The following is a 19,934-nucleotide window of genomic DNA, read 5'->3' on the forward strand; positions in this document are numbered from 1 at the left end:
GCCGGCACCGGCAGCTGCCGCTCCTCCGCCTCCCGGTTCACCGGTACAGGACCGCTCGCAGCGCCGGGTCCGCCGCGGCCGCGCGCACCAGCTCCGCGTCCAGCGCTGCCCTTCCGCCGCCTCGTCGCCCGAGCCTGACAGGGCCTCGGCGATCGACCGCTCCAACGCCTGGGACACGGCCGTGCCCGGCTCGACGCCCGCCGGCAGCAGGCCCCGGCCTCCCCGACGACGGCGGCATGACGCTGTTCTACGAAGCCCGCCCCGGCCATCGGCGCCGGCTTCGCCGGTCCGGACACGGCCGCCGGTGTCGTCGCCATGCTCGGTTCGGACGACGGCGCGTTCCTCACCGGCACGGAGATCCGTATGAAGGCGGCACGCACCTCTGACACGTAGGACTGACACGTATGACGCAACGACAGGGACGACGCGTACGAGTCGTCACATCCCGAAGCGGTCCCAGAGTGCGGGGAAACGCTCGGCCAGCGCGTGGTCGTCGTCGAAGTCGAACGGCGCACCTTCCGGCTCCGGAGCCTGCGAGGGGATCCCCAGATCGGGCGCGACCACCCCGGTGAGCTGCTCGTACGCCTCGTCCGCCGCGTACCCCAGCTCCTCCCCGTCCCCGTCGATCTCCTCGTCGAAGTCGTCCAGGAGGTCGGCGAGGGAGTCGGGGTCGTGCACCGCGGCCTCGAAGACCTCCCGCCCCTGGCCGATCAGCCAGCACCGGAAGTAGTCGAAGGCGTCGTCGCTCGCGCCGCCCAGCAGCACGGCGGCCGCGCCCCACAGATCCCAGCGGTACGCGCGGTTGTAGCGCGCCTCGAAGTGGCGGGCGAAGTCCAGGACGGAGTCGGGATCGAGCTGCAGCAGCCGATCGACCAGCAGGTCGGCCTGCTCTTCGGGGTCGCCCTCGGCAGCCTCGCGAGTGCCGTCGATGATCTCCCAGAACTCCGTCTCGTCCATCACGGGACAAGCATCGGGGTTTGCGGAGAGTGGCGCACGTGGAGCCACCGAAATGCTGCCTTTCGGAAATGTGGACAGAGGGTGTCGGATTTCCGTGCGACCGTCGCACCATGACGACCGACACAGCACTGCAGGGGAAGATCGCGCTGGTCGCGGGGGCGACACGGGGCGCGGGCCGCGCCATCGCCGTACAACTGGGCGCGGCGGGCGCGACGGTCTATGTGACCGGCCGTACGACAAGGGAACGCATCAGCGAGGTCGGGAGGGCGACGGAGACGATCGAGCAGACGGCGGAGCTCGTCACCGAGGCGGGTGGCAGGGGCATCGCCGTGGCGACCGACCATCTGGACGTGGAGCAGGTGCGGGCGCTGGTCGCTGGCATCGACAAGGACCACGGCCGGCTGGACATCCTCGTCAACGACGTCTGGGGCGGCGAGCACCTCGTCGTCTGGAACACCAAGATGTGGGACACCGACCTGGCGAGCGGGCTGCGCATGCTGGAGCTCGGCGTCCGCAGCCACATCATCACCAGCAGCTGCGCGCTGCCGCTGCTCGTGCGCAACCCCGGCGGACTCGTCGTCGAGGTCACCGACGGCACGGCCGGAACGAACCGGCGCTTCCGCGAGAACTTCTACTACGACCTCACCAAGAACGCCCCGATCCGGATGGCCTTCACACTCGGCGAGGACCTGAAGAGCGTCGGCGGCACGGCGGTCTGCGTCAGCCCCGGCTACCTCCGCTCCGAGCAGATGCTGGAGGCCTTCGGCGTACGGGAGGAGAACTGGCGGGACGCGATCGCCGAGCAGCCGCACTTCGCGATCGCCGAATCGCCCGCGTACGTGGGACGGGCGGTCGCCGCACTCGCCTCCGACCCGGAGCGGGCACGGTGGAACGGCCGGTCGCTCTCCAGCGGTCAGCTTGCGAAGGAGTACGGCTTCACGGACGTCGACGGCAGCAGGCCGGACGGGTGGGCGTACTTCGAGGACGTCGTGTACGGCGGCAAGGACGGGACGGCGGACGACTACCGCTGACCCTCGGTGACGGCGCCCTCGGCGCCCTTCGTGTAGAGGGCGTGCATACGGGAGGCGGCCTCCGCGAACCGCTCGCGGAGGTCCGCCGGCTCCAGCACCTCCAACTCCGGGCCGAGGGAGAGGAGCTGAGTGAACGCCACCACGTCGGACTCGACAGGCAGGGTGACCGTGACCCAGCCCTGCCCGTCCGGCGGTCCCGCGGCCTCCAGAGCCTCCTGGGCGGCGGCGCGATCGGCGACGTACGGGAGCCGGTGTGCGGCGTCGGGGGAGAGCCGGACCACCACCTCGGAGCGCAGGATCGAGCGGGCGAACTGCGCCGCGCGCTCCTCCCAGAAGGCGGGCAGATCGAAGGACTCGTCGCGTGCGAAGCGGCGCTCGGTGAGGGCGACGGCGGTGAAGCGGTCGATCCGGTAGACCCGGAACGACGTGCCGTCGGCGCGGGCGCACAGGTACCAGACCCCGGCTTTGAGAACGAGCCCGTACGGCTCCAACTCACGGTCGGCGTCCCGGTAGCGGGCGGCGAGCACCCGGTCGTCCCAGACGGCCTCGGCGACGACCGGAAGCAGGTCGGGGGCCGTGGGCTCCTGGTACCAGCCGGGCGCGTCCAGATGGAACCGCTGCGCCGCCGACCGTGAGGCGTTCTTCAGCGACGGCAGCAGCGCGGCGGACACCTTGAGCTGAGCGGCGGACGCCGCGTCCTCCAGACCCATCTCGCGCAGCGCCCCCGGCACCCCGGACAGGAACAGCGCCTCGGCCTCGGTCCTGGCGAGCCCGGTCAACCGCGTCCGGTACCCGCCGATCAGCCGGTATCCGCCGGCCCGCCCCCGGTCCGCGTACACCGGCACCCCCGCCTCCGACAGCGCGAGCGCGTCGCGGGTGATGGTCCGCTCGGACACTTCGAGCTCCTGGGCGAGCTCGGCGGCGGTCATGGACGGCCGCGACTGGAGAAGGAGGACCATCTTGATGAGCCGGGCAGCACGCATGAGGTCATTGTCGCGGGCGTTGCCCACGTGCCGGCTCGCCCTGCGGGCGGCCGGACCGCCGGGCCCGGCACGGGCGGTGTCCCGAGTGTCCGTCCTCACTCGCCGGACGGCCTGGAGCGACCGCCACCGGGGCGGTGTCCCGAGTGTCCGTCCTCACTCGCCGGACGGGCCGGAACGAGCCGGTACGGCCGCAGGCGGAAGCCCCCCGCCGCTCGGCAGCGGCGGGGGGCTTCACGGCGAATTGCAGGCCGTACAGGCCCTACAGGCCGTACCGCTCCCGCGCGTCCTTCACCGCGGACGCCGGGACCTCGCCGCGGCGTGCGAGCTGGGCCAGAGCGGCGACCACGACGGACTGGGCGTCGACGCCGAAGTGGCGGCGGGCCGCCTCGCGCGTGTCCGACAGGCCGAAGCCGTCGGCGCCGAGCGAGGACCAGTCCTGCTCCACCCACTGGGCGATCTGGTCCGGGACCTGGCGCATGTAGTCGGTGACCGCGAGCACCGGGCCCTCGGCGCCCTCGAGCGCCTGGCGTACGTACGGCACACGGGACTCGCCGCGCAGCAGCGCCGCATCCGCCTCCAGCGCGTCGCGCCGCAGCTCGGTCCAGGAGGTCGCGGACCAGACGTCGGCCGTCACGCCCCAGTCGGCGGCGAGCAGCTTCTGCGCCTCGAGCGCCCAGTGGATCGCCGTGCCCGAGGAGAGCAGCTGGATGCGCGGGTTGTCCGCCGCGCCCTCGCCCTCCTTGAAGCGGTACAGACCGCGGACGATGCCCTCGTCCACACCCTCCGGCTTGGCGGGCTGCTGCATCGGCTCGTTGTAGACCGTCAGGTAGTAGAAGACGTCCGCGTCCTCTCCCGGGCGGGCTTCGCCGTACATCCTCCGCAGACCGTCCTTGACGATCGCCGCGACCTCGTACGCGAACGCCGGGTCGTACGTCAGCGCCGCCGGGTTCGTCGCCGCGATCATCGGCGAGTGGCCGTCCGCGTGCTGCAGACCCTCACCCGTCATGGTCGTGCGGCCGGCCGTGGCGCCCACCAGGAAGCCCTTGCCGAGCTGGTCGGCGAGCTGCCACATCTGGTCGGCGGTGCGCTGCCAGCCGAACATCGAGTAGAAGATGTAGAAGGGGATCATCGTCTCGCCGTGTGTCGAGTACGACGTCGACGCGGCGATGAAGTCGGCCATCGAACCGGCCTCGGTGATGCCCTCGTTGAGGATCTGGCCGTCCTTGGCCTCGCGGTAGTACATCAGCTGGTCGCGGTCGACCGGCTCGTACGTCTGGCCCTTCGGCGAGTAGATGCCGATCGCCGGGAACAGCGACTCCATACCGAACGTACGCGCCTCGTCGGGGACGATCGGCACCCAGCGCCTGCCGGTCTCCTTGTCCCGGATCAGGTCCTTGACCAGGCGGACGAAGGCCTGCGTCGTCGCCACGGCCTGCTTGCCGGAGCCCTTGTCGAAGGCGGTGAACGCCTTCTCGGCGGGGGCGGGCAGCGGGGCGACCGGGTGGACGCGGCGGGCCGGGGCCGGGCCGCCGAGGGCCGCGCGGCGCTCCTGGAGGTAGCGGAACTCGGGGGAGTCCGCACCCGGGTGGACGTACGGCACCTGGCCGTCGGCGAACCGCGCGTCGGCGATCGGCAGGTCGAGCAGGTCCCGCATCGTCCTGAACTCGTCCACCGTCAGCTTCTTCATCTGGTGGTTGGCGTTCTTGGACGCGAAGCTCTCGCCGAGCGTGTGGCCCTTGACCGTCTGGGCCAGGATCACCGTCGGGGCGCCCTTGTGCTCCACGGCGGCCTTGTACGCGGCGTACACCTTGCGCGGCTCGTGACCACCGCGCGAGAAATGGAAGCACTCCAGGATCTTGTCGTCGGACAGCAGCTTCGCCATCTCGACGAGCGCCGGGTCCTTGCCGAAGAAGTCCTCGCGGATGTAGGCGGCGTCGCGGGTCTGGTACGTCTGGACCTGCGCGTCCGGGACCTCGCGGAGGCGGCGGACCAGGGCGCCGGTGGTGTCGAGCTGGAAGAGCTCGTCCCAGGCATTGCCCCACAGGGTCTTGACGACGTTCCAGCCGGCGCCCCGGAACTGGGCCTCCAGCTCCTGCACGATCTTGAAGTTGGCGCGGACCGGGCCGTCGAGGCGCTGCAGGTTGCAGTTGATGACGAAGGTCAGGTTGTCCAGGCCCTCGCGGGCGGCGAGAGCCAGAGCCGCGGTCGACTCGGGCTCGTCCATCTCGCCGTCGCCGAGGAAGGCCCAGACGTGCGACGCGGAGACGTCCTTGATGCCGCGGTTGGTCAGATAACGGTTGAAGCGCGCCTGGTAGATCGCCGAGAGCGGGCCGAGGCCCATGGAGACCGTCGGGAACTCCCAGAGCCACGGCAGCCGGCGCGGGTGCGGGTACGACGGCAGACCGTCGCCGCCGGACTCCTGCCGGAACTTGTCCAGGTGGGCCTCGGTGAGGCGGCCGTCGAGGAAGGCGCGGGCGTAGATGCCGGGGGCCGCGTGGCCCTGGATGTACAGCTGGTCGCCGGAACCGTCGGCCTCCTTCCCACGGAAGAAGTGGTTGAAGCCGGTCTCGTAGAGCCAGGCGGCGGAGGCGAAGGTGGAGATGTGGCCGCCGAGGCCGTACTTGGAGCCGCGGGTGACCATGACGGCGGCGTTCCACCGGTTCCAGGCGGCGATACGGCGCTCCAACTCCTCGTCGCCGGCCACGGCGGGCTCGGCGGAGGTCGGGATGGAGTTGACGTAGTCCGTCTCCAGCAGCTTGGGCAGGTCCAGCCCTGAGACACCCTCGGCGTGCTGGAGGGTGCGTCGCATGAGGTACGCGGCGCGGTGGGGGCCGGCAGCCTTGGTGACGGCGTCGAGGGAGGCCGCCCATTCGGCGGTCTCCTCGGTGTCACGGTCCGGGAGCTGGTCGAGCTCGCTCGGAAGCTTGCCTACGGGGTCGGTCATGATCGCCGCCTTCCGGAGTGGGAGGGGGTGGAGAAAGGGGCCTTGTCTGGCAGGACGGGGCCGCGGACTGGTGAGTCCGCTGTCGACTGTAAGCCGACGATCGATGATCGATCAAAGTTTGAAGCGAAAAACTTCTTCAGATCGACAAAGTCGGCACAGGGTGCCGCGAATCGGGGCACCCGGTGCCGGTTTTTCCCTGCGGGGCTCCGCCCCGCGCCGGCCCGGGTCTGCCTGGTGCCCGAGGCGGCCGGTACCGGGCGCCTCCGGCGGTGTGCGGGATTTGTGGTGGCCGGTACCGCCCGGTGGGCCGGTGTGTCCGTCCTCAAGCTCCCCCTACGCCCCGCGGAGTGGGGACCCCCCGGGCGGGCTCGGTGCCGCTGCTGTGGGTGGGTGGGTGGGTGGTGGTTCGGGGCCCCTCCGGGCTCGCCTCCTCGGAAATCGGTGGGTACGGCGTCATCCACGTCCATCGCCCGATTTCCTGCGGGGGCGACCCTGCACGGCCCCGCACCGGGCACGCACCCGACTGCAGGCCGGGGGGTGGTCTGTGCCCACCCGATCCGCCCCGGCGGAACGACGGCCCACAAACCAGACGGCCCACAAACCAACGGACTGCCAACCGCCGGGGCGAGCCCTCACCGATGACCACGCCCGGGCTGCGCAGGGGGCGTGTTCGGGACACTGATGCGTGCTTTGTGGCGTGCGGCATGGGCGCTGACGGGGGGTGCGCGGTGGCGCGCCGTACGGGGGCCGGGGGCGTCCCCCGGAAAGACACAGCATGCCGTCCCGGATACGAGCCCCGGACCGGCACCGCGACGACACCACGGGGCACCCCGACAACCCAGCCCGTCCGGGGCTGCTTGGCGGTGTCGGTGAGCGGCAGAGCCGAAGCCCTTCGGCCTGCGGATGGCGGGGGTGGCGGGGGACGGACACACCGGGTCACCGGGTCACCATCCGGTACCGGGTACACCGGGCGGGCCCTGGTCCCGGCGCGGCACCGCGAATGCCGGGCGAGCCCAGGCATCGGGGCGCGGGGTGCCTGCACAGGTGCTGCGCACGAGGCGCTGCGTACGAGGCGCTGCGTGCGAGGCGCTGCGTGCGAGGCGCTGCGCATGAGGCGCTGCGTGCGAGGCGCTGCGCATGAGGCGCTACGCGCGGGGCGCGCAGCCCAGGACGTGGGCCTTGACCAGCGCGCCGATCGCCGGGTCGTGGCGCCGGAAAGCCGCGACCAGCTCCTCGTGCTCCTCCGCGTACGACTTCTGCTTCGTGCCCAGCCACCGGATGGACAGCGCGGTGAAGACCTCGATCCCGAGTCCCTCCCAGGTGTGCAGCAGCACCCCGTTCCCCGCCGCCTTCACCAGCTCCCGGTGGAAGGCCACCGTGTGCCGCACCTGCGCCGTCCCGTCCGCCGCGCGGTCCGCCTCGTACAACGCCGTCACATGCGGCTCCAGGGCCGAGCAGTCGGCCGCCAGCCGCTCCGCGGCCAGTTCCGCCGCGATCTGCTCCAGGCCGGCCCGGACCGGGTAGCTCTCCTCCAGGTCCGCCGCCGTCAGATTCCGCACCCGTACGCCCTTGTTGGGCGCCGACTCGATCAGCCGGAGCGACTCCAGCTCGCGCAGCGCCTCCCGTACGGGCGTCTGGCTCACGGCCAGTTCCGTCGCGATGCGACGCTCGACGATCCGCTCGCCCGGCTTCCAGCGGCCGCTGACGATGCCCTCCACGATGTGCTCGCGGATCTGGTCGCGCAGCGAGTGGACGACGGGCATGGTCATGGACCGCTCCTTCAAGAAGAGCAAGAAGAGAAGACTCCTAGACAATACGGCGGCGCCCCTGCCGGAAAGTACTCCCCGGCAGGGGCGCCGCTGGTGAGGCTGGTTACAGCCGAGTAGCGATCTTGGCGCAGAGCCCTCGGCCCTCAGAGACCGAGCTCGACCTCGAACTCGCCGGCCTCCAGGATCGCCTTGACCGCCGTCAGGTAGCGGGCGGCGTCGGCGCCGTCCACCAGACGGTGGTCGTAGGAGAGCGTCAGGTACGTCGTGTCCCGGACGCCGATGACCGTGCCCTCGGCGGTCTCGATGACGGCCGGACGCTTGACCGTCGCGCCGATGCCCAGGATCGCGACCTGGTTCGGCGGCACGATGATCGTGTCGAACAGCGCACCGCGCGAACCGGTGTTACTGATGGTGAAGGTCGCACCGGCCAGCTCGTCCGGTGTGATCTTGCTGCCGCGGACCTTGGCCGCCAGGTCGGCGGTGGCCTTGGCGATGCCGGCCAGGTTGAGGTCGCCCGCACCCTTGATGACCGGGGTCATCAGGCCCCTCTCGGAGTCCACGGCGATGCCGATGTTCTCCGAGTCGAAGTAGGTGATGGTGCCCTCGTCCTCGTTGATCCGGGCGTTGATGACCGGGTGGGCCTTCAGCGCCTGGGCGGCGGCCTTGACGAAGAACGGCATCGGGGACAGCTTGACGCCCTCGCGGGCGGCGAACGCACCCTTGGCCTGGTTGCGCAGCCTCATCACCTTGGTGACGTCGACCTCGACGACCGAGGACAGCTGGGCCTGGCTGTGCAGCGCCTTCATCATGTTGTCGCCGATGACCTTGCGCATACGGGTCATCTTGACCGTCTGGCCACGCAGCGGGGAGACCTCGAGGACCGGGGCCTTCTTCGCGGCGGCCGGAGCAGCGGCGGCCGGAGCCGGGGCAGCGGCGGCGGCCTTCGCGGCCTCGGCGGCGGCGATGACGTCCTGCTTGCGGATGCGGCCACCGACGCCGGTGCCCTTGACCGTGGACAGGTCCACACCGTTCTCGGCGGCGAGCTTACGGACCAGCGGCGTGACGTACGCGCCCTCGTCCTCCGGAGCGGCGGCGGCCGGAGCCGGAGCCGGGGCAGCCGGCGCAACAGGCGCAGCCGGAGCCGGAGCGGCGGGAGCGGCCTGGACCGGCGCGGGCGCCGGGGCCGGAGCGGCCGGGGCAGCAGGAGCCGGGGCCGGGGCCGGAGCGGCCGGGGCAGCAGGGGCCGGGGCCGGGGCCGGGGCGGCGGCAGGGGCCGGAGCCGCGGGGGCGGCAGGAGCAGCCGGAGCGGCACCCGGGGCACCGATCACGGCGAGCTTCGCGCCCACCTCGGCGGTCTCGTCCTCGCCGACCACGATCTCCAGCAGCACGCCGGACGTCGGCGCGGGGATCTCGGTGTCGACCTTGTCCGTGGAGACCTCGAGCAGCGGCTCGTCCTCGGCGACCTCCTCGCCGACCTGCTTCAGCCAGCGGGTGACGGTGCCCTCGGTGACCGACTCGCCCAGCGCGGGCAGTACGACGTCGGTGCCGGCGGCGCCGCCGGCCGGAGCGGCGGCGGGGGCCGGAGCGGGGGCCTCGGCGGCGGGTGCGGCCGGAGCCGCGGGGGCCTCGGCGGCTGCGGCGGCCGGGGCCGGGGCGGCAGCGGGCGCGCCCGTGCCGTCGTCGATGACGGCGAGCTCGGCGCCGACCTCGACGGTCTCGTCCTCGGCGACCTTGATGGACGCGAGGACACCGGAGGCCGGTGCGGGGATCTCGGTGTCGACCTTGTCGGTCGACACCTCGAGCAGCGGCTCGTCAGCCTCGACGCGCTCGCCTTCGGCCTTCAGCCAGCGGGTGACGGTGCCCTCGGTGACGCTCTCGCCGAGCGCCGGAAGGGTTACGGAAACCGGCATGGTTTCGGTTGCTCCTTACGAATGTGCGGTAGTGGTCGTCGTCGCGCCCGTTGACTGAATCAGTCGTGGGAGTGGAGGGGCTTGCCCGCCAGGGCCAGGTGAGCCTCGCCGAGCGCCTCGTTCTGCGTCGGGTGCGCGTGGATGAGCTGCGCGACCTCGGCCGGCAGAGCCTCCCAGTTGTAGATCAGCTGAGCCTCACCGACCTGCTCGCCCATACGGTCACCGACCATGTGGACGCCGACCACGGCACCGTCCTTGACCTGGACGAGCTTGATCTCGCCCGCGGTCTTCAGGATCTTGCTCTTGCCGTTGCCCGCGAGGTTGTACTTCAGAGCGACGACCTTGTCCGCGCCGTAGATCTCCTTGGCCTTGGCCTCGGTGACACCGACGGAGGCGACCTCCGGGTGGCAGTACGTCACCCGCGGCACGCCGTCGTAGTCGATCGGGACGGTCTTCAGACCGGCCAGACGCTCTGCCACCAGGATGCCCTCGGCGAAGCCGACGTGCGCGAGCTGGAGCGTCGGGACGAGGTCACCGACGGCCGAGATGGTCGGCACGTTGGTCCGCATGTACTCGTCGACGAGGACGTAGCCGCGCTCCATGGCGACCCCGGCCTCCTCGTAGCCCAGGCCCTGCGAGACCGGGCCGCGGCCGACGGCGACCAGCAGCACCTCGGCCTCGAAGGTCTTGCCGTCGGCGAGGGTGACCCGCACACCGTCCTCGGTGTACTCGGCCTTCTCGAAGAAGGTGCCGAGGTTGAACTTGATGCCGCGCTTGCGGAAGGCGCGCTCGAGAAGCTTCGAGCTGTTCTCGTCCTCGACCGGGACGAGGTGCTTCAGGGCCTCGATGATCGTGATGTCGGTGCCGAAGGACTTCCACGCGGAGGCGAACTCGACGCCGATGACGCCGCCGCCCAGCACGATCGCGGACTTCGGCACGCGGTCCAGGACCAGGGCGTGGTCGGAGGAGATGATGCGGTTGCCGTCGATGGTCAGACCCGGCAGCGACTTCGGCACGGAACCGGTGGCGAGGAGGACGTGGCGGCCCTGGACGCGTCGGCCGTTGACGTCGACGGAGGTGGGGGACGACAGCCGGCCCTCGCCCTCGATGTACGTCACCTTGCGGGAGGCGATCAGACCCTGCAGGCCCTTGTACAGCCCGGAGATCACCTCGTCCTTGTACTTGTGTACGGCCGGGACGTCGATGCCCTCGAAGGTGGCCTTGACGCCGAACTGCTCGCTCTCACGGGCCTGGTCGGCGATCTCGCCGGCGTGCAGCAGGGCCTTGGTGGGAATGCATCCGCGGTGCAGGCAGGTGCCGCCGACCTTGTCCTTCTCGATCAGGGCGACGTCCAGGCCCAGCTGCGCTCCGCGCAGTGCCGCGGCGTAACCGCCGCTACCACCGCCGAGGATCACTAGGTCGAAAACGGTGCTGGCGTCGTTCGCCACGTCACGTCCTCCATGCATGTGCGCCGGGCGCCGGTCGTCCAGACCCACGCGGCGGCTGGTGTTCGGCCGCATTTCTTCGGCCCTGTGGTGGGGCCCTGTCCTGCCGAGAACCCATCTTCGCACTTGTCGACGGAAGGCGGGACGCGGGGCCGGGGTCCGGGACGGCGGTTCTGCCGTCCCCCGCGGTTACTCGTCCGTGTGAACCTACGGATTCCGGTGAAGGCGCACGGCCCCGGGGGTATTCCCGGGGCCGTGCTTCGGCGCGAGCGCCGGATCCGCCGAAGCGGCCGGTCGCCGCGCCTGCTGCCTTACATCAGCCCAGGTCACCGGCGGCAGTGCGCTCGGCGAGCTTCACCAGGGTGCGGACCGCGGAGCCGGTGCCGCCCTTCGGGGTGTAGCCGAACGGGCCGCCCTCGTTGAAGGCCGGGCCCGCGATGTCCAGGTGGGCCCAGGTGATGCCCTCGCCGACGAACTCCTTCAGGAACAGACCGGCGACCAGGCCGCCGCCCATCCGCTCGCCCATGTTGGCGATGTCGGCGGTCGGGGAGTCCATGCCCTTGCGCAGGTCGGCCGGGAGCGGCATCGGCCAGGAGTCCTCGCCCACCTCCTCGGCGATCTCGTGGACGGCCGTACGGAACGCGTCGTCGTTGGCCATGACGCCGAACCTGCGGTGGCCCAGCGCCAGCACCATCGCGCCGGTCAGGGTCGCCACGTCCACGATCGCGTCGGGGTTCTCCTCCGACGCCCTGGTGAGCGCGTCGGCCAGCACCAGGCGGCCCTCGGCGTCGGTGTTGAGCACCTCGACCGTCTTGCCGCTGTACATGCGCAGGACGTCGCCGGGGCGGGTGGCGGTGCCGGAGGGCATGTTCTCGGCGAGCGCCAGCCAGCCGGTGACATTGACCTCGAGGCCGAGACGGGCGGCCGTGACGACGGCGGCGAAGACCGCGGCGGCGCCGCTCATGTCGCACTTCATCGTCTCGTTGTGGCCGGCCGGCTTCAGCGAGATGCCGCCCGAGTCGTACGTGATGCCCTTGCCGACCAGGGCCAGGCTCTTCTCCGCCTTGGGGTGCGTGTAGCCGAGGCGCACCAGGCGCGGACCGTTCGCCGCACCCTGGCCGACGCCGAGGATGCCGCCGTAGCCGCCCTTGACGAGCGCCTTCTCGTCGAGCACCTGCACCTTGATGCCGTGCTCCTTGCCGGCGGCGGTGGCGACGGCGGCGAACGACTCGGGGAAGAGGTCGTTCGGCGGGGTGTTGACCAGGTCGCGGGCGCGGTTGATCTCCTCGGTCAGCGCGATGGCCCGCTCGGCCGCGGCCTTGTGCGCCTTGTCGCGCGGCTTGGCGCCGAGCAGGGCGACCTCGGCCAGCGGCTGCTTCGGGCCGTTGTCGTTCTTCTCGTTCTTCGCGGCCTTGCCGTTGCCGCCGTCCTGGTACGCGGTGAAGGCGTACGCGCCGAGCAGCGCGCCCTCCGCGACGGCCTCGACGTCCTCGGAGGCCTCGACCGGCAGCGCGAAGGCGGCCTTCTTCGTGCCCGCCAGGGCGCGGGCGGCGGATCCGGCGGCTCGCCGCAGCGACTCGGCCGTGTAGGCCTCGTCCTTCTCCGGGGCCTGGCCGAGACCGACCGCCACCACGACCGGGGCCTTCAGGCCCGACGGTGCGGGCAGCTTGGTCACCTCGCCCTCGGCACCCGAGGCACCGAGGGTCTCCAGGACGGTGGCGAGCTTTCCGTCGAACGCCTTGTCCACGGCCTCGGCGCCGGCGGCGACGACCGGGCCCTTGGCGCCCTTCGCGACGCCGACGACGATCGCGTCGGCGCGCAGCGTCGAAGCGCCGGCAGTGCTGAGAGTGAGAGCAGTCACGGTGGTGAATTCTCGCTTCCGTTTGAGTTCGATGGCCGAGGTGGTGGGGTCGGCCGTGCCCGGCGCATCGTAAATCGGGCCAGTCGGAGCGCCGTAACGAGCCTACGCGCGCCTGCGATGTTCGCTCACGCCCGCGGTGGTTCACCCATCCGTGGTGTCTCCGTCACGTTCGCCGTACGGACCGTGAGTCCTCCGTCACACTCGGGGCGAATGCGCAAGGGAGCGAGTGGCTGCTTTGCATGATTTCCACAGGTCCTCCGCGCAATGTCCGCACGGAGGCCTCCGAGGTGGGGGATGCGCGATGGCGTACGGAATCGGTAGGGGCAGACTCGGCGGCACGTTCAGCAGGGACCGGCGCGGCGGCAGGTCCGTCCCGGGCGGGCTCCGCGGCAGGACGGTGGTCGCACTCGCGACGTCCGCGCTCCTCGCGGCGGTGCTGCCCGCGTCGAGCGCGGCGGCCGCGGACCCGGTGCCGCGGATCGACCTGAAGGTCCTCGTCGTCGACGACGGCGGAGCATCGGTGGCGGCGGTGACGTCGGAGCTGCGCAGCACCGGAGTGCCGTACAGCGTCGTCGACCTCGACGACCCGGGCCGTCCGCGGATCAGCGCGGCGTTCCTGAGCGACACGGTGGGCGGCCGGCCACGCGCCAAGTACCAGGGCGTGGTCCTGCCCAACGAGGCCCCGTTCGGCACGGACGCCACAGGCAGCGCCGAGCAGGGCGCGCTCGTCGCGTACGAGAAGGCCTTCGGTGTCCGCCAGGTCGACGCGTACACCTGGGCACATCCGGGCGTCGGGCTCGACTACACCAGCGAGGGCGGCTGGTCCGGCACTCTCGACGGCGCCCCGGCCGCCGTCACCGCCGCGGGCCGCTCGGGCCCCTTCGGCTATCTCGACGGGCCGCTGGCCTTCGAGGACAACGCGCCGGACGTCGGCGAGAGCTACGGCTACCTCGCCCGCCCCCGCGAGGGCTTCACCAGCTATGTCGACGCGCCCGTGCCCGGTGGCGAGGGCCGCGCCAGCCTGCTCGGCGAGTACGCGCACGACGGCCGCCGCGAACTCGTCGTGACCTTCGCGTACAACCAGCACCAGCGGCAGTTCCGACTGCTCGCACGGGGCATCGTCGAATGGCTCACCCAGGGCGTCCACCTCGGCCAGAGCCGCAACTACTTCTCGGTCCACGTCGACGACGTCTTCGCGCCCGACGCCCGCTGGGACACCGAGCGCAACTGCACTCCGGGCGACATCGACTGCGCCGGCCCCGGCGGCGAGGAGACCCCCGACATCCGGATGACCGCCGCCGACGCGCAGTACGCCGCCCAGTGGCAGCAGGCCGGCGGCTTCACCCTGGACATGGTCTACAACGCGGGCGCGGGCGAGGAGTGGAAGGCCGAGCACGGCGGCACGGACGCGCTCACCGCGCGGCTGCTGGCCGACCGGGCCAAGTACCGCTGGATCAACCACACTTACACGCACCCCTTCCTCGGCTGCGTCCAGGACGTCTCCGTCGTCCCCTGGCAGTGCGCCAAGGACACCGAGGGCAACACGCAGTGGATGAGCCGGGCCGGGATCTCCGCGCAGATCCGCGACAACCACAACTGGGCCGTGAACAAGGGCATCTCCGTCGACCGCACCGAACTGGTCACCGGCGAGCACTCGGGTCTCAGGACGCTCCCGCAGCAGCCCGTGGACAACCCCAATCTGGCCCCCGCGCTCGCCGACAACGGCGTCAAGTGGGTCGCCAGCGACAACTCCCGCGAACCGCAGCAGCGCGCAGTGGGCAGCGCCCTCACCGTTCCCCGCCACCCGATGAACGTGTACTACAACGTGGGCACGGCGGCCGAGATGGCCGACGAGTACAACTGGATCTACACGTCGCAGGCCGACGGCGGCAGCGGCATCTGCGAGATCAACCCCGCCTCCACCTGCCTGGACGAGCCGCTGGACACCGCCACCGGCTACGCGGACCACATCGTCCCGCAGGAGGCCAGGATCGCCCTGGGCCATGTGATCGCGAACGACCCGCGCCCGCATTACGTCCACCAGTCCAACCTGGCCGAGGACCGCATCCTCTACCCCGTGCTGGACCGGATCCTCGGCGACTACCGGTCGCTGTTCGCGGACAGCGCGCCGCTCGTCAACCCGCGCCAGCGCGACGTCGGTACGGAACTGAGCCGACGCGCCGCCTGGCAGAAGGCCCTCGACGCGGGCAGGGTCACGGCCTACCGCATCGGCACCACCGTCACCGTGCAGGCCCCGTCCGGGGTCGTCGTTCCCGTCACCGCACCCGAGGGCACCCGCAAGCAACTCCTGCTCGGCACGGCCGTCTTCGGCACTCCGTACGCGGGGCAGCGATCGGCCTGGACCGGTCCCGAGGTGCTCCAGTCCGCCGTCACGCTGCGGCTGCCCGCCTGACCCGCGGGCTCTCGGACGCACTCTCATGCACCCCCGGCCAAGGGGTGCATGAGAGTGCGCGGCGCACAGGCACGAACCAGCACACGCATGACGCAGTCACGCACGACGCAGCACACGACCGCACCACGCACACCGCATGTCCAGGGGGGACCCAGCACGATGAGCCAGGGGCGTCACGTCACCATGCTCACCGAAGGCACCTATCCGCACGCCCACGGGGGCGTCAGCACCTGGTGCGACCAACTCGTCCGCGGAATGCCCGAGTTCGACTTCACCATCACCGCCCTCACCGGCAGCGGCCGCGAGCCCGTCACCTGGGTCCTGCCGCCCAACGTCCGCAGACACACCGTCGTACCCCTGTGGGGGCCGCGCCCCGGCCGTACCCGCGCACTCCTCGGCAGGACCGCGCGCCGGCGCTTCCTCGACACGTACGAGCGGTTCCTGCTGGCCCTGCTCGACCCGGACTCGCAGTGCGACTTCGGTGCCGAGCTCGACGCGCTCGCCGTGGAGGCCCGAGCCGGCCGGCTTTCGGCCGCCCTGCGCACCGAGGCCGCCGTCCGCACCCTGATGTGGATATGGACCATGCCGCATCTGCCGACCGCCACGGCCCGCCCCACGGTCCACGACGCCCTGACCGCCACCGATCTGCTCGAGCACGCGCTGCGCCCGCTCGCGACCCGCATACCCGAGGACAGCGTCGCCCACGCCGTCAGCAGCGGACTCGCCACGCTTCCCGCGCTCGCCGCGAAACGCCTGGACGGTGTGCCCTTCCTCCTCACCGAGCACGGCATCTATCTGCGCGAGCGCTATCTCGGCTACCGCAGCGAGGCCCAGCGCTGGCCGGTCAAGGCGCTCATGCTCGGCTTCTACCGGGCGCTCAACTCGCTGGGGTACCGGCGGGCCGATCTGATCACCCCGTGCAACCAGTACAACCGCCGCTGGGAGGAGCGCGGAGGCGCCGAGTCCGACCGTATCCGCACCGTCTACAACGGCGTCGACCCGCACGCCTTCCCGCACGCCGGAGCCGAGCCGTCCGTGCCCACGCTCAGCTGGGCGGGCCGGATCGACCCGATCAAGGACTTGGAGACGCTGATCCGGGCCTACGCCTCGGCCAGGGCCGAACTGCCGGAGCTGCGGGTGCGGTTGTTCGGCGCGCCCCCCGAGGGAGGGGAGTGGTACCAGACCCGGCTGGAGAAGCTGGCCGCCGAACTCGGCGTCACGGACGGCATCAGCTGGGAGGGGCGTGTCAGCGATGTCGCACGCGCGTACGCCGCCGGGCACGTGGTGATGCTCTCCAGCATCAGCGAGGGCTTCCCCTTCTCGATCATCGAGGCCATGTCCTGCGGCCGGACGACCGTGTCCACCGATGTCGGGGGCGTGCGCGAGGCCGTCGGCGACACGGGCCTCGTGGTCCCGCCGCGCGAACCCGATGCGCTCGCGGCGGCGGCCGTGGAACTCCTGAGGGACGCGGAGCGCCGCGCCGAGCTGGGCCGGCGCGCCCGGCAGCGGGTCATCGACCGCTTCACGCTCCGGCGTTCGGTCGACGCCTTCCGCCAGATCTATCTGGAGCTGGCGGGGGCGCCGGGCGTCGTGTACGAGCCGCCGCGCGTCGAGACCGTCGACGACTGGAGGGTGGAGCTGAAGGACCCCTGGTACCGCGAGCTCGCGGCGGACGGGAGCGTCTGGTGAGCGGCTCGCTGTGGCTGAAGGAGCCGGGGACGGCCGCTCAGGACACGCTGCCGTACGTGCCGCGGCCGCGCCGGACCGACCGGGCCGCGGCCGATCCGCTCGACGAACTCGCCGAGCGGCTGGAGGACTTCGTCGCGGCGGCCGTCCACCCGGACGAGATTGCCGCGCTGCTGGAGTCCGACGGGCTGACGGACGAGCAGATACGTCTCCGCTACGGCCGCGAGGACTCCTTCGCGCTCGCCGAGGAGCTCTACGCGCGCGTCGGGCGCCGCTTCCCGGAGCCGGCCGCCCCGCCCGACGACCCGGCGGCCGGGACACTCCTCGCCTGCCTCCTGCGCGGCGTGATCTTCGCGCTGCCGGGACTGGGCTACGTCCTGGCAGCGCCGCTCCTCGCGGGCGGCCGGATCGCGTACGAACCGCTGCTCGCCGCCGCGCTCGCCGGCTGGACCTGGAACCAGGCCCTCGCCCACCGCGCGTATTCCTGGCTCGGCCTCGGCGACCGCGCGGCGGCCGCGCGTTCCCTGCGGCAGGGCGCACCCGCGGGTGCGCTGCTCGGCACGGCCGCCGCGCTCGCCTCCGCCGGCCCCGCCGACGGCCCGGTCCTGCTCTTCACGGCGGGCCAGTCCCTCTACCTCGCGGCGGCGACCGTTCTCCTGGTCCTGGCCCACGACCGCGCGCTGCTGCTCGCCCTGCTGCCCCTGGCGGCGGGGGCTTCGTACGCGGCGCTGCAGCCCCTGCCGTCCTGGGTGCGGGTCGCCCTGCTGGTGGCCTCCGCGACGGCGGCGGTGTGCCTGGCGGCGTGGGCGCTCGCACCCGCGGGCGGTTGGCGGACCCGGTCCGCGGAGCCGGCCTCGGCCCGTGGAGCCGGCCCGGCCGCCCACCGTGCTCCCTGGCTCGGCGGGACGCTGCCGTACGGACTCTTCGGGCTCGGGACCGGCGCGCTGGTGCTCCGTGTCGCCCTGGACACCCCGCCGTTCGCCGTGGCGCTGACGCTCAGCATGGGGCCCGCCGAATGGCTGCTGCACCGCTTCAGGGCCGACAGCCTCGCCGGGCTGCGCGGCAGCACCACACCGCGCGGCTTCCGGGTGTCCGTCGCGGCGACGCTGGCGCGGTGCCTCGCGGGCTATCTGGGCACCCTGCTGACGTTCGCCGCGGTGGCGATGCTGCTCTGGCCGGGCGGCGGCCGCGGGCCCGGCGGAGCCGCGTTCGCGGGGGTGCTGCTGCTCGGGGTCGTGCTGTGGACCGGGCTGCTGCTCCAGGCGTTCGGCGCGGTGCTGAGTGCGGCCGGCGTGTGCTGCGCGGCAGCCCTCGTCGCCGTCCTCGTTCCGGCAGCGGCCCTGCTCGTCGTGCCCGGGACGGCGGCCGCCGTGCTCGCCGGGCTGGTCTGTGTGCTGCTGGGCCGTGTCACCGCCCACCGCTGAGGAGCCCTTCCATGAGCCTGCTGGTACCGCTGTACGAGCATCCCGCCGACCGCCCCGACGCCTGGCGGGCCGTCATCGCCGCCGCGCCCCGTCTCTACGGGGTCGTGCTCAACCCGGCCAGCGGCCCGGGTGACTCCGCCGACCCGGCCTTCGCTGCGGTGGCGGCCGAGCTGCGGGCCGCCGGTGTGCGGGTACTCGGCTACACCGACACCGCGTACGGCCGCCGCCCGCACGCCGACGTCGTCCGCGATCTGCTGCGCCACCGCGACTGGTACGGCGCCGACGGGGCGTTCCTGGACCAGGCGGCCTCCGGTCCCGAAGGGCTCGCCCACTACCGGCGCCTCGCGGTGGCCGCCCGGGCGGCAGGCGCGCGGACGCTGGTCCTCAACCCGGGAGTTCACCCGGACGCGGCATACGGGGAACTCGCCGATCTCCTGGTCACGTTCGAGGGCACGTGGCACACCTACCGCACCCTCGACCTCCCGCTCTCCCCGCACCACTGCCATCTGATCCACTCGGCCCCGGCCCACGCCACCTCCGCGGCCCCGGTCCACTGCATCGTTCCGGGCACGGGCGCACACCCGTGGGGCACGCTGCCGTACGCCCTGGACCCGGGCGCGTGAGGCGACTCCTGCCGCTGGTGACGATGCTGGCGCTGCTCGCCGGCTGCACGGCCGCCCCGGACGGGACGGACGACGCGGACGATCCGGCTCCGTCGGCTCCCCGCTGGCAGCCGAAGCCGGGCGTGGACTGGCAGTGGCAGCTCAGTGGCCGGCTGGACCCGACGGTCGACGTACCCGTGTACGACATCGACGGCTTCGACCACCCGGAGTCCGCGGTCACGGACCTCCACCGGCGCGGCCGCAAGGTCATCTGCTACCTCTCGACCGGCGCCTGGGAGGACTTCCGCCCCGACGCGGACGACTTCCCCGAGGCCCTGCTCGGCAAGGGCAACGGCTGGAAGGGCGAACGCTGGCTCGACATCCGACGCACGGACGTCCTGGAGCCGCTGATGGCCGAGCGCCTCGACATGTGCAGGGAGAAGGGCTTCGACGCGGTCGAGCCGGACAACATGGACGGCTACCTCAACGACACCGGCTTCCCCCTCACCGCCGGCCACCAGCTCCGCTACAACCGCCTGATCGCCCGGCTGGCCCATGACCGGGGCATGGCCGTCGGGCTGAAGAACGACCTCCCCCAGATTCCGCAGCTGGTCGGGGACTTCGACTTCGCGGTCAACGAGCAGTGCGCCCAGTACGGCGAGTGCGACGCGCTGACGCCGTTCATCGAGGCGGGCAAGGCCGTGTTCCACGCCGAGTACGCGCTGCCGGTGGACCGGTTCTGCCCGGAGTCCCGGCGGTTGCGGCTCAGCTCGATCCTGAAGAAGTACGAGCTCGGGGTCTGGCGCCAGGCCTGCTAGACGAGCCATTCCGAATGCTGACGGTGTGTCCGGGAACGCAGACAGGGCGTCCAAGATCGTTGTGTGACGAACAACCTAGACGCCCTGCTGA

The 19,934-nt window shown here is 72.0% G+C and carries 13 protein-coding genes and 1 pseudogene; 7 read left to right on the plus strand and 7 right to left on the minus strand.

Annotation, left to right across the window (positions count from 1 at the left end; all coding sequences use genetic code 11):
- Window positions 1–209: 209 nt before the first annotated feature.
- Window positions 210–386: pseudogene (locus ACWCP0_RS36335) on the plus strand (short-chain dehydrogenase); the annotation flags it as partial.
- Window positions 387–438: 52 nt separating this feature from the next.
- Here ACWCP0_RS36335 and ACWCP0_RS36340 read toward each other — a convergent pair.
- On the minus strand, window positions 439–957 hold the full coding sequence (locus ACWCP0_RS36340; protein ID WP_451083032.1) for a DUF4240 domain-containing protein: 519 nt from the start codon (window positions 955–957) through the stop codon (window positions 439–441).
- 110 nt (window positions 958–1,067) lie between these two features.
- On the opposite strand from ACWCP0_RS36340, the gene ACWCP0_RS36345 reads away from it, so the two are divergent.
- On the plus strand, window positions 1,068–1,988 hold the full coding sequence (locus ACWCP0_RS36345; protein WP_451083019.1) for an SDR family oxidoreductase: 921 nt from the start codon (window positions 1,068–1,070) through the stop codon (window positions 1,986–1,988).
- Here the strand turns inward: ACWCP0_RS36345 and ACWCP0_RS36350 are convergent.
- The 6 genes from ACWCP0_RS36350 to ACWCP0_RS36375 form a co-directional block, all read right to left on the minus strand.
- Window positions 1,979–2,971 carry a helix-turn-helix transcriptional regulator gene (locus tag ACWCP0_RS36350; RefSeq protein ID WP_451083020.1) on the minus strand — a complete coding sequence of 331 codons (993 nt, stop codon included), beginning with the start codon at window positions 2,969–2,971 and terminating at the stop codon, window positions 1,979–1,981. The two genes, ACWCP0_RS36345 and ACWCP0_RS36350, sit on opposite strands and share 10 nt — an antisense overlap.
- A 259-nt stretch (window positions 2,972–3,230) precedes the next feature.
- On the minus strand, window positions 3,231–5,915 hold the full coding sequence (aceE, locus tag ACWCP0_RS36355; protein WP_451083021.1) for a pyruvate dehydrogenase (acetyl-transferring), homodimeric type: 2,685 nt from the start codon (window positions 5,913–5,915) through the stop codon (window positions 3,231–3,233).
- Window positions 5,916–7,060: 1,145 nt separating this feature from the next.
- The gene (locus ACWCP0_RS36360) at window positions 7,061–7,684 is read right to left on the minus strand and encodes a GntR family transcriptional regulator (protein ID WP_451083022.1); all 624 of its coding nucleotides are present in this window, start codon (window positions 7,682–7,684) and stop codon (window positions 7,061–7,063) included.
- A gap of 143 nt (window positions 7,685–7,827) precedes the next feature.
- Window positions 7,828–9,594 (minus strand): 2-oxoglutarate dehydrogenase, E2 component, dihydrolipoamide succinyltransferase, encoded by a 1,767-nt coding sequence (gene sucB, locus ACWCP0_RS36365; protein WP_451083023.1) that lies wholly within the window; start codon window positions 9,592–9,594, stop codon window positions 7,828–7,830.
- Between the two features lie 59 nt (window positions 9,595–9,653).
- Window positions 9,654–11,042 carry a dihydrolipoyl dehydrogenase gene (gene lpdA / locus ACWCP0_RS36370; RefSeq protein ID WP_451083024.1) on the minus strand — a complete coding sequence of 463 codons (1,389 nt, stop codon included), beginning with the start codon at window positions 11,040–11,042 and terminating at the stop codon, window positions 9,654–9,656.
- Between the two features lie 313 nt (window positions 11,043–11,355).
- On the minus strand, window positions 11,356–12,900 hold the full coding sequence (locus ACWCP0_RS36375) for a leucyl aminopeptidase (RefSeq protein WP_451083025.1): 1,545 nt from the start codon (window positions 12,898–12,900) through the stop codon (window positions 11,356–11,358).
- 301 nt (window positions 12,901–13,201) lie between these two features.
- Between ACWCP0_RS36375 and ACWCP0_RS36380 the strand changes: the two genes are divergently transcribed.
- From ACWCP0_RS36380 to ACWCP0_RS36400, 5 genes are all read left to right on the plus strand, one after another.
- Complete coding sequence (locus ACWCP0_RS36380) at window positions 13,202–15,313, plus strand: hypothetical protein (RefSeq protein WP_451083026.1); 2,112 nt, start codon at window positions 13,202–13,204, stop codon at window positions 15,311–15,313.
- Between the two features lie 159 nt (window positions 15,314–15,472).
- Window positions 15,473–17,002: a GT4 family glycosyltransferase PelF gene (pelF, locus tag ACWCP0_RS36385; RefSeq protein ID WP_451083027.1), complete on the plus strand. Its 1,530-nt coding sequence runs from the start codon at window positions 15,473–15,475 to the stop codon at window positions 17,000–17,002.
- Window positions 16,999–18,423, plus strand: a complete 1,425-nt coding sequence (locus tag ACWCP0_RS36390) for a hypothetical protein (protein ID WP_451083028.1) — start codon at window positions 16,999–17,001, stop codon at window positions 18,421–18,423. Before pelF ends, ACWCP0_RS36390 begins: the two co-directional genes overlap by 4 nt.
- 11 nt (window positions 18,424–18,434) lie before the next feature.
- Window positions 18,435–19,046, plus strand: coding sequence for a spherulation-specific family 4 protein (locus tag ACWCP0_RS36395; RefSeq protein WP_451083029.1), 612 nt, complete (start codon window positions 18,435–18,437; stop codon window positions 19,044–19,046).
- 23 nt (window positions 19,047–19,069) lie between these two features.
- Window positions 19,070–19,843: an endo alpha-1,4 polygalactosaminidase gene (locus ACWCP0_RS36400; protein WP_451083033.1), complete on the plus strand. Its 774-nt coding sequence runs from the start codon at window positions 19,070–19,072 to the stop codon at window positions 19,841–19,843.
- Window positions 19,844–19,934: the final 91 nt, after the last annotated feature.

It is taken from the genome of Streptomyces sp. NPDC001970 (assembly GCF_053594115.1).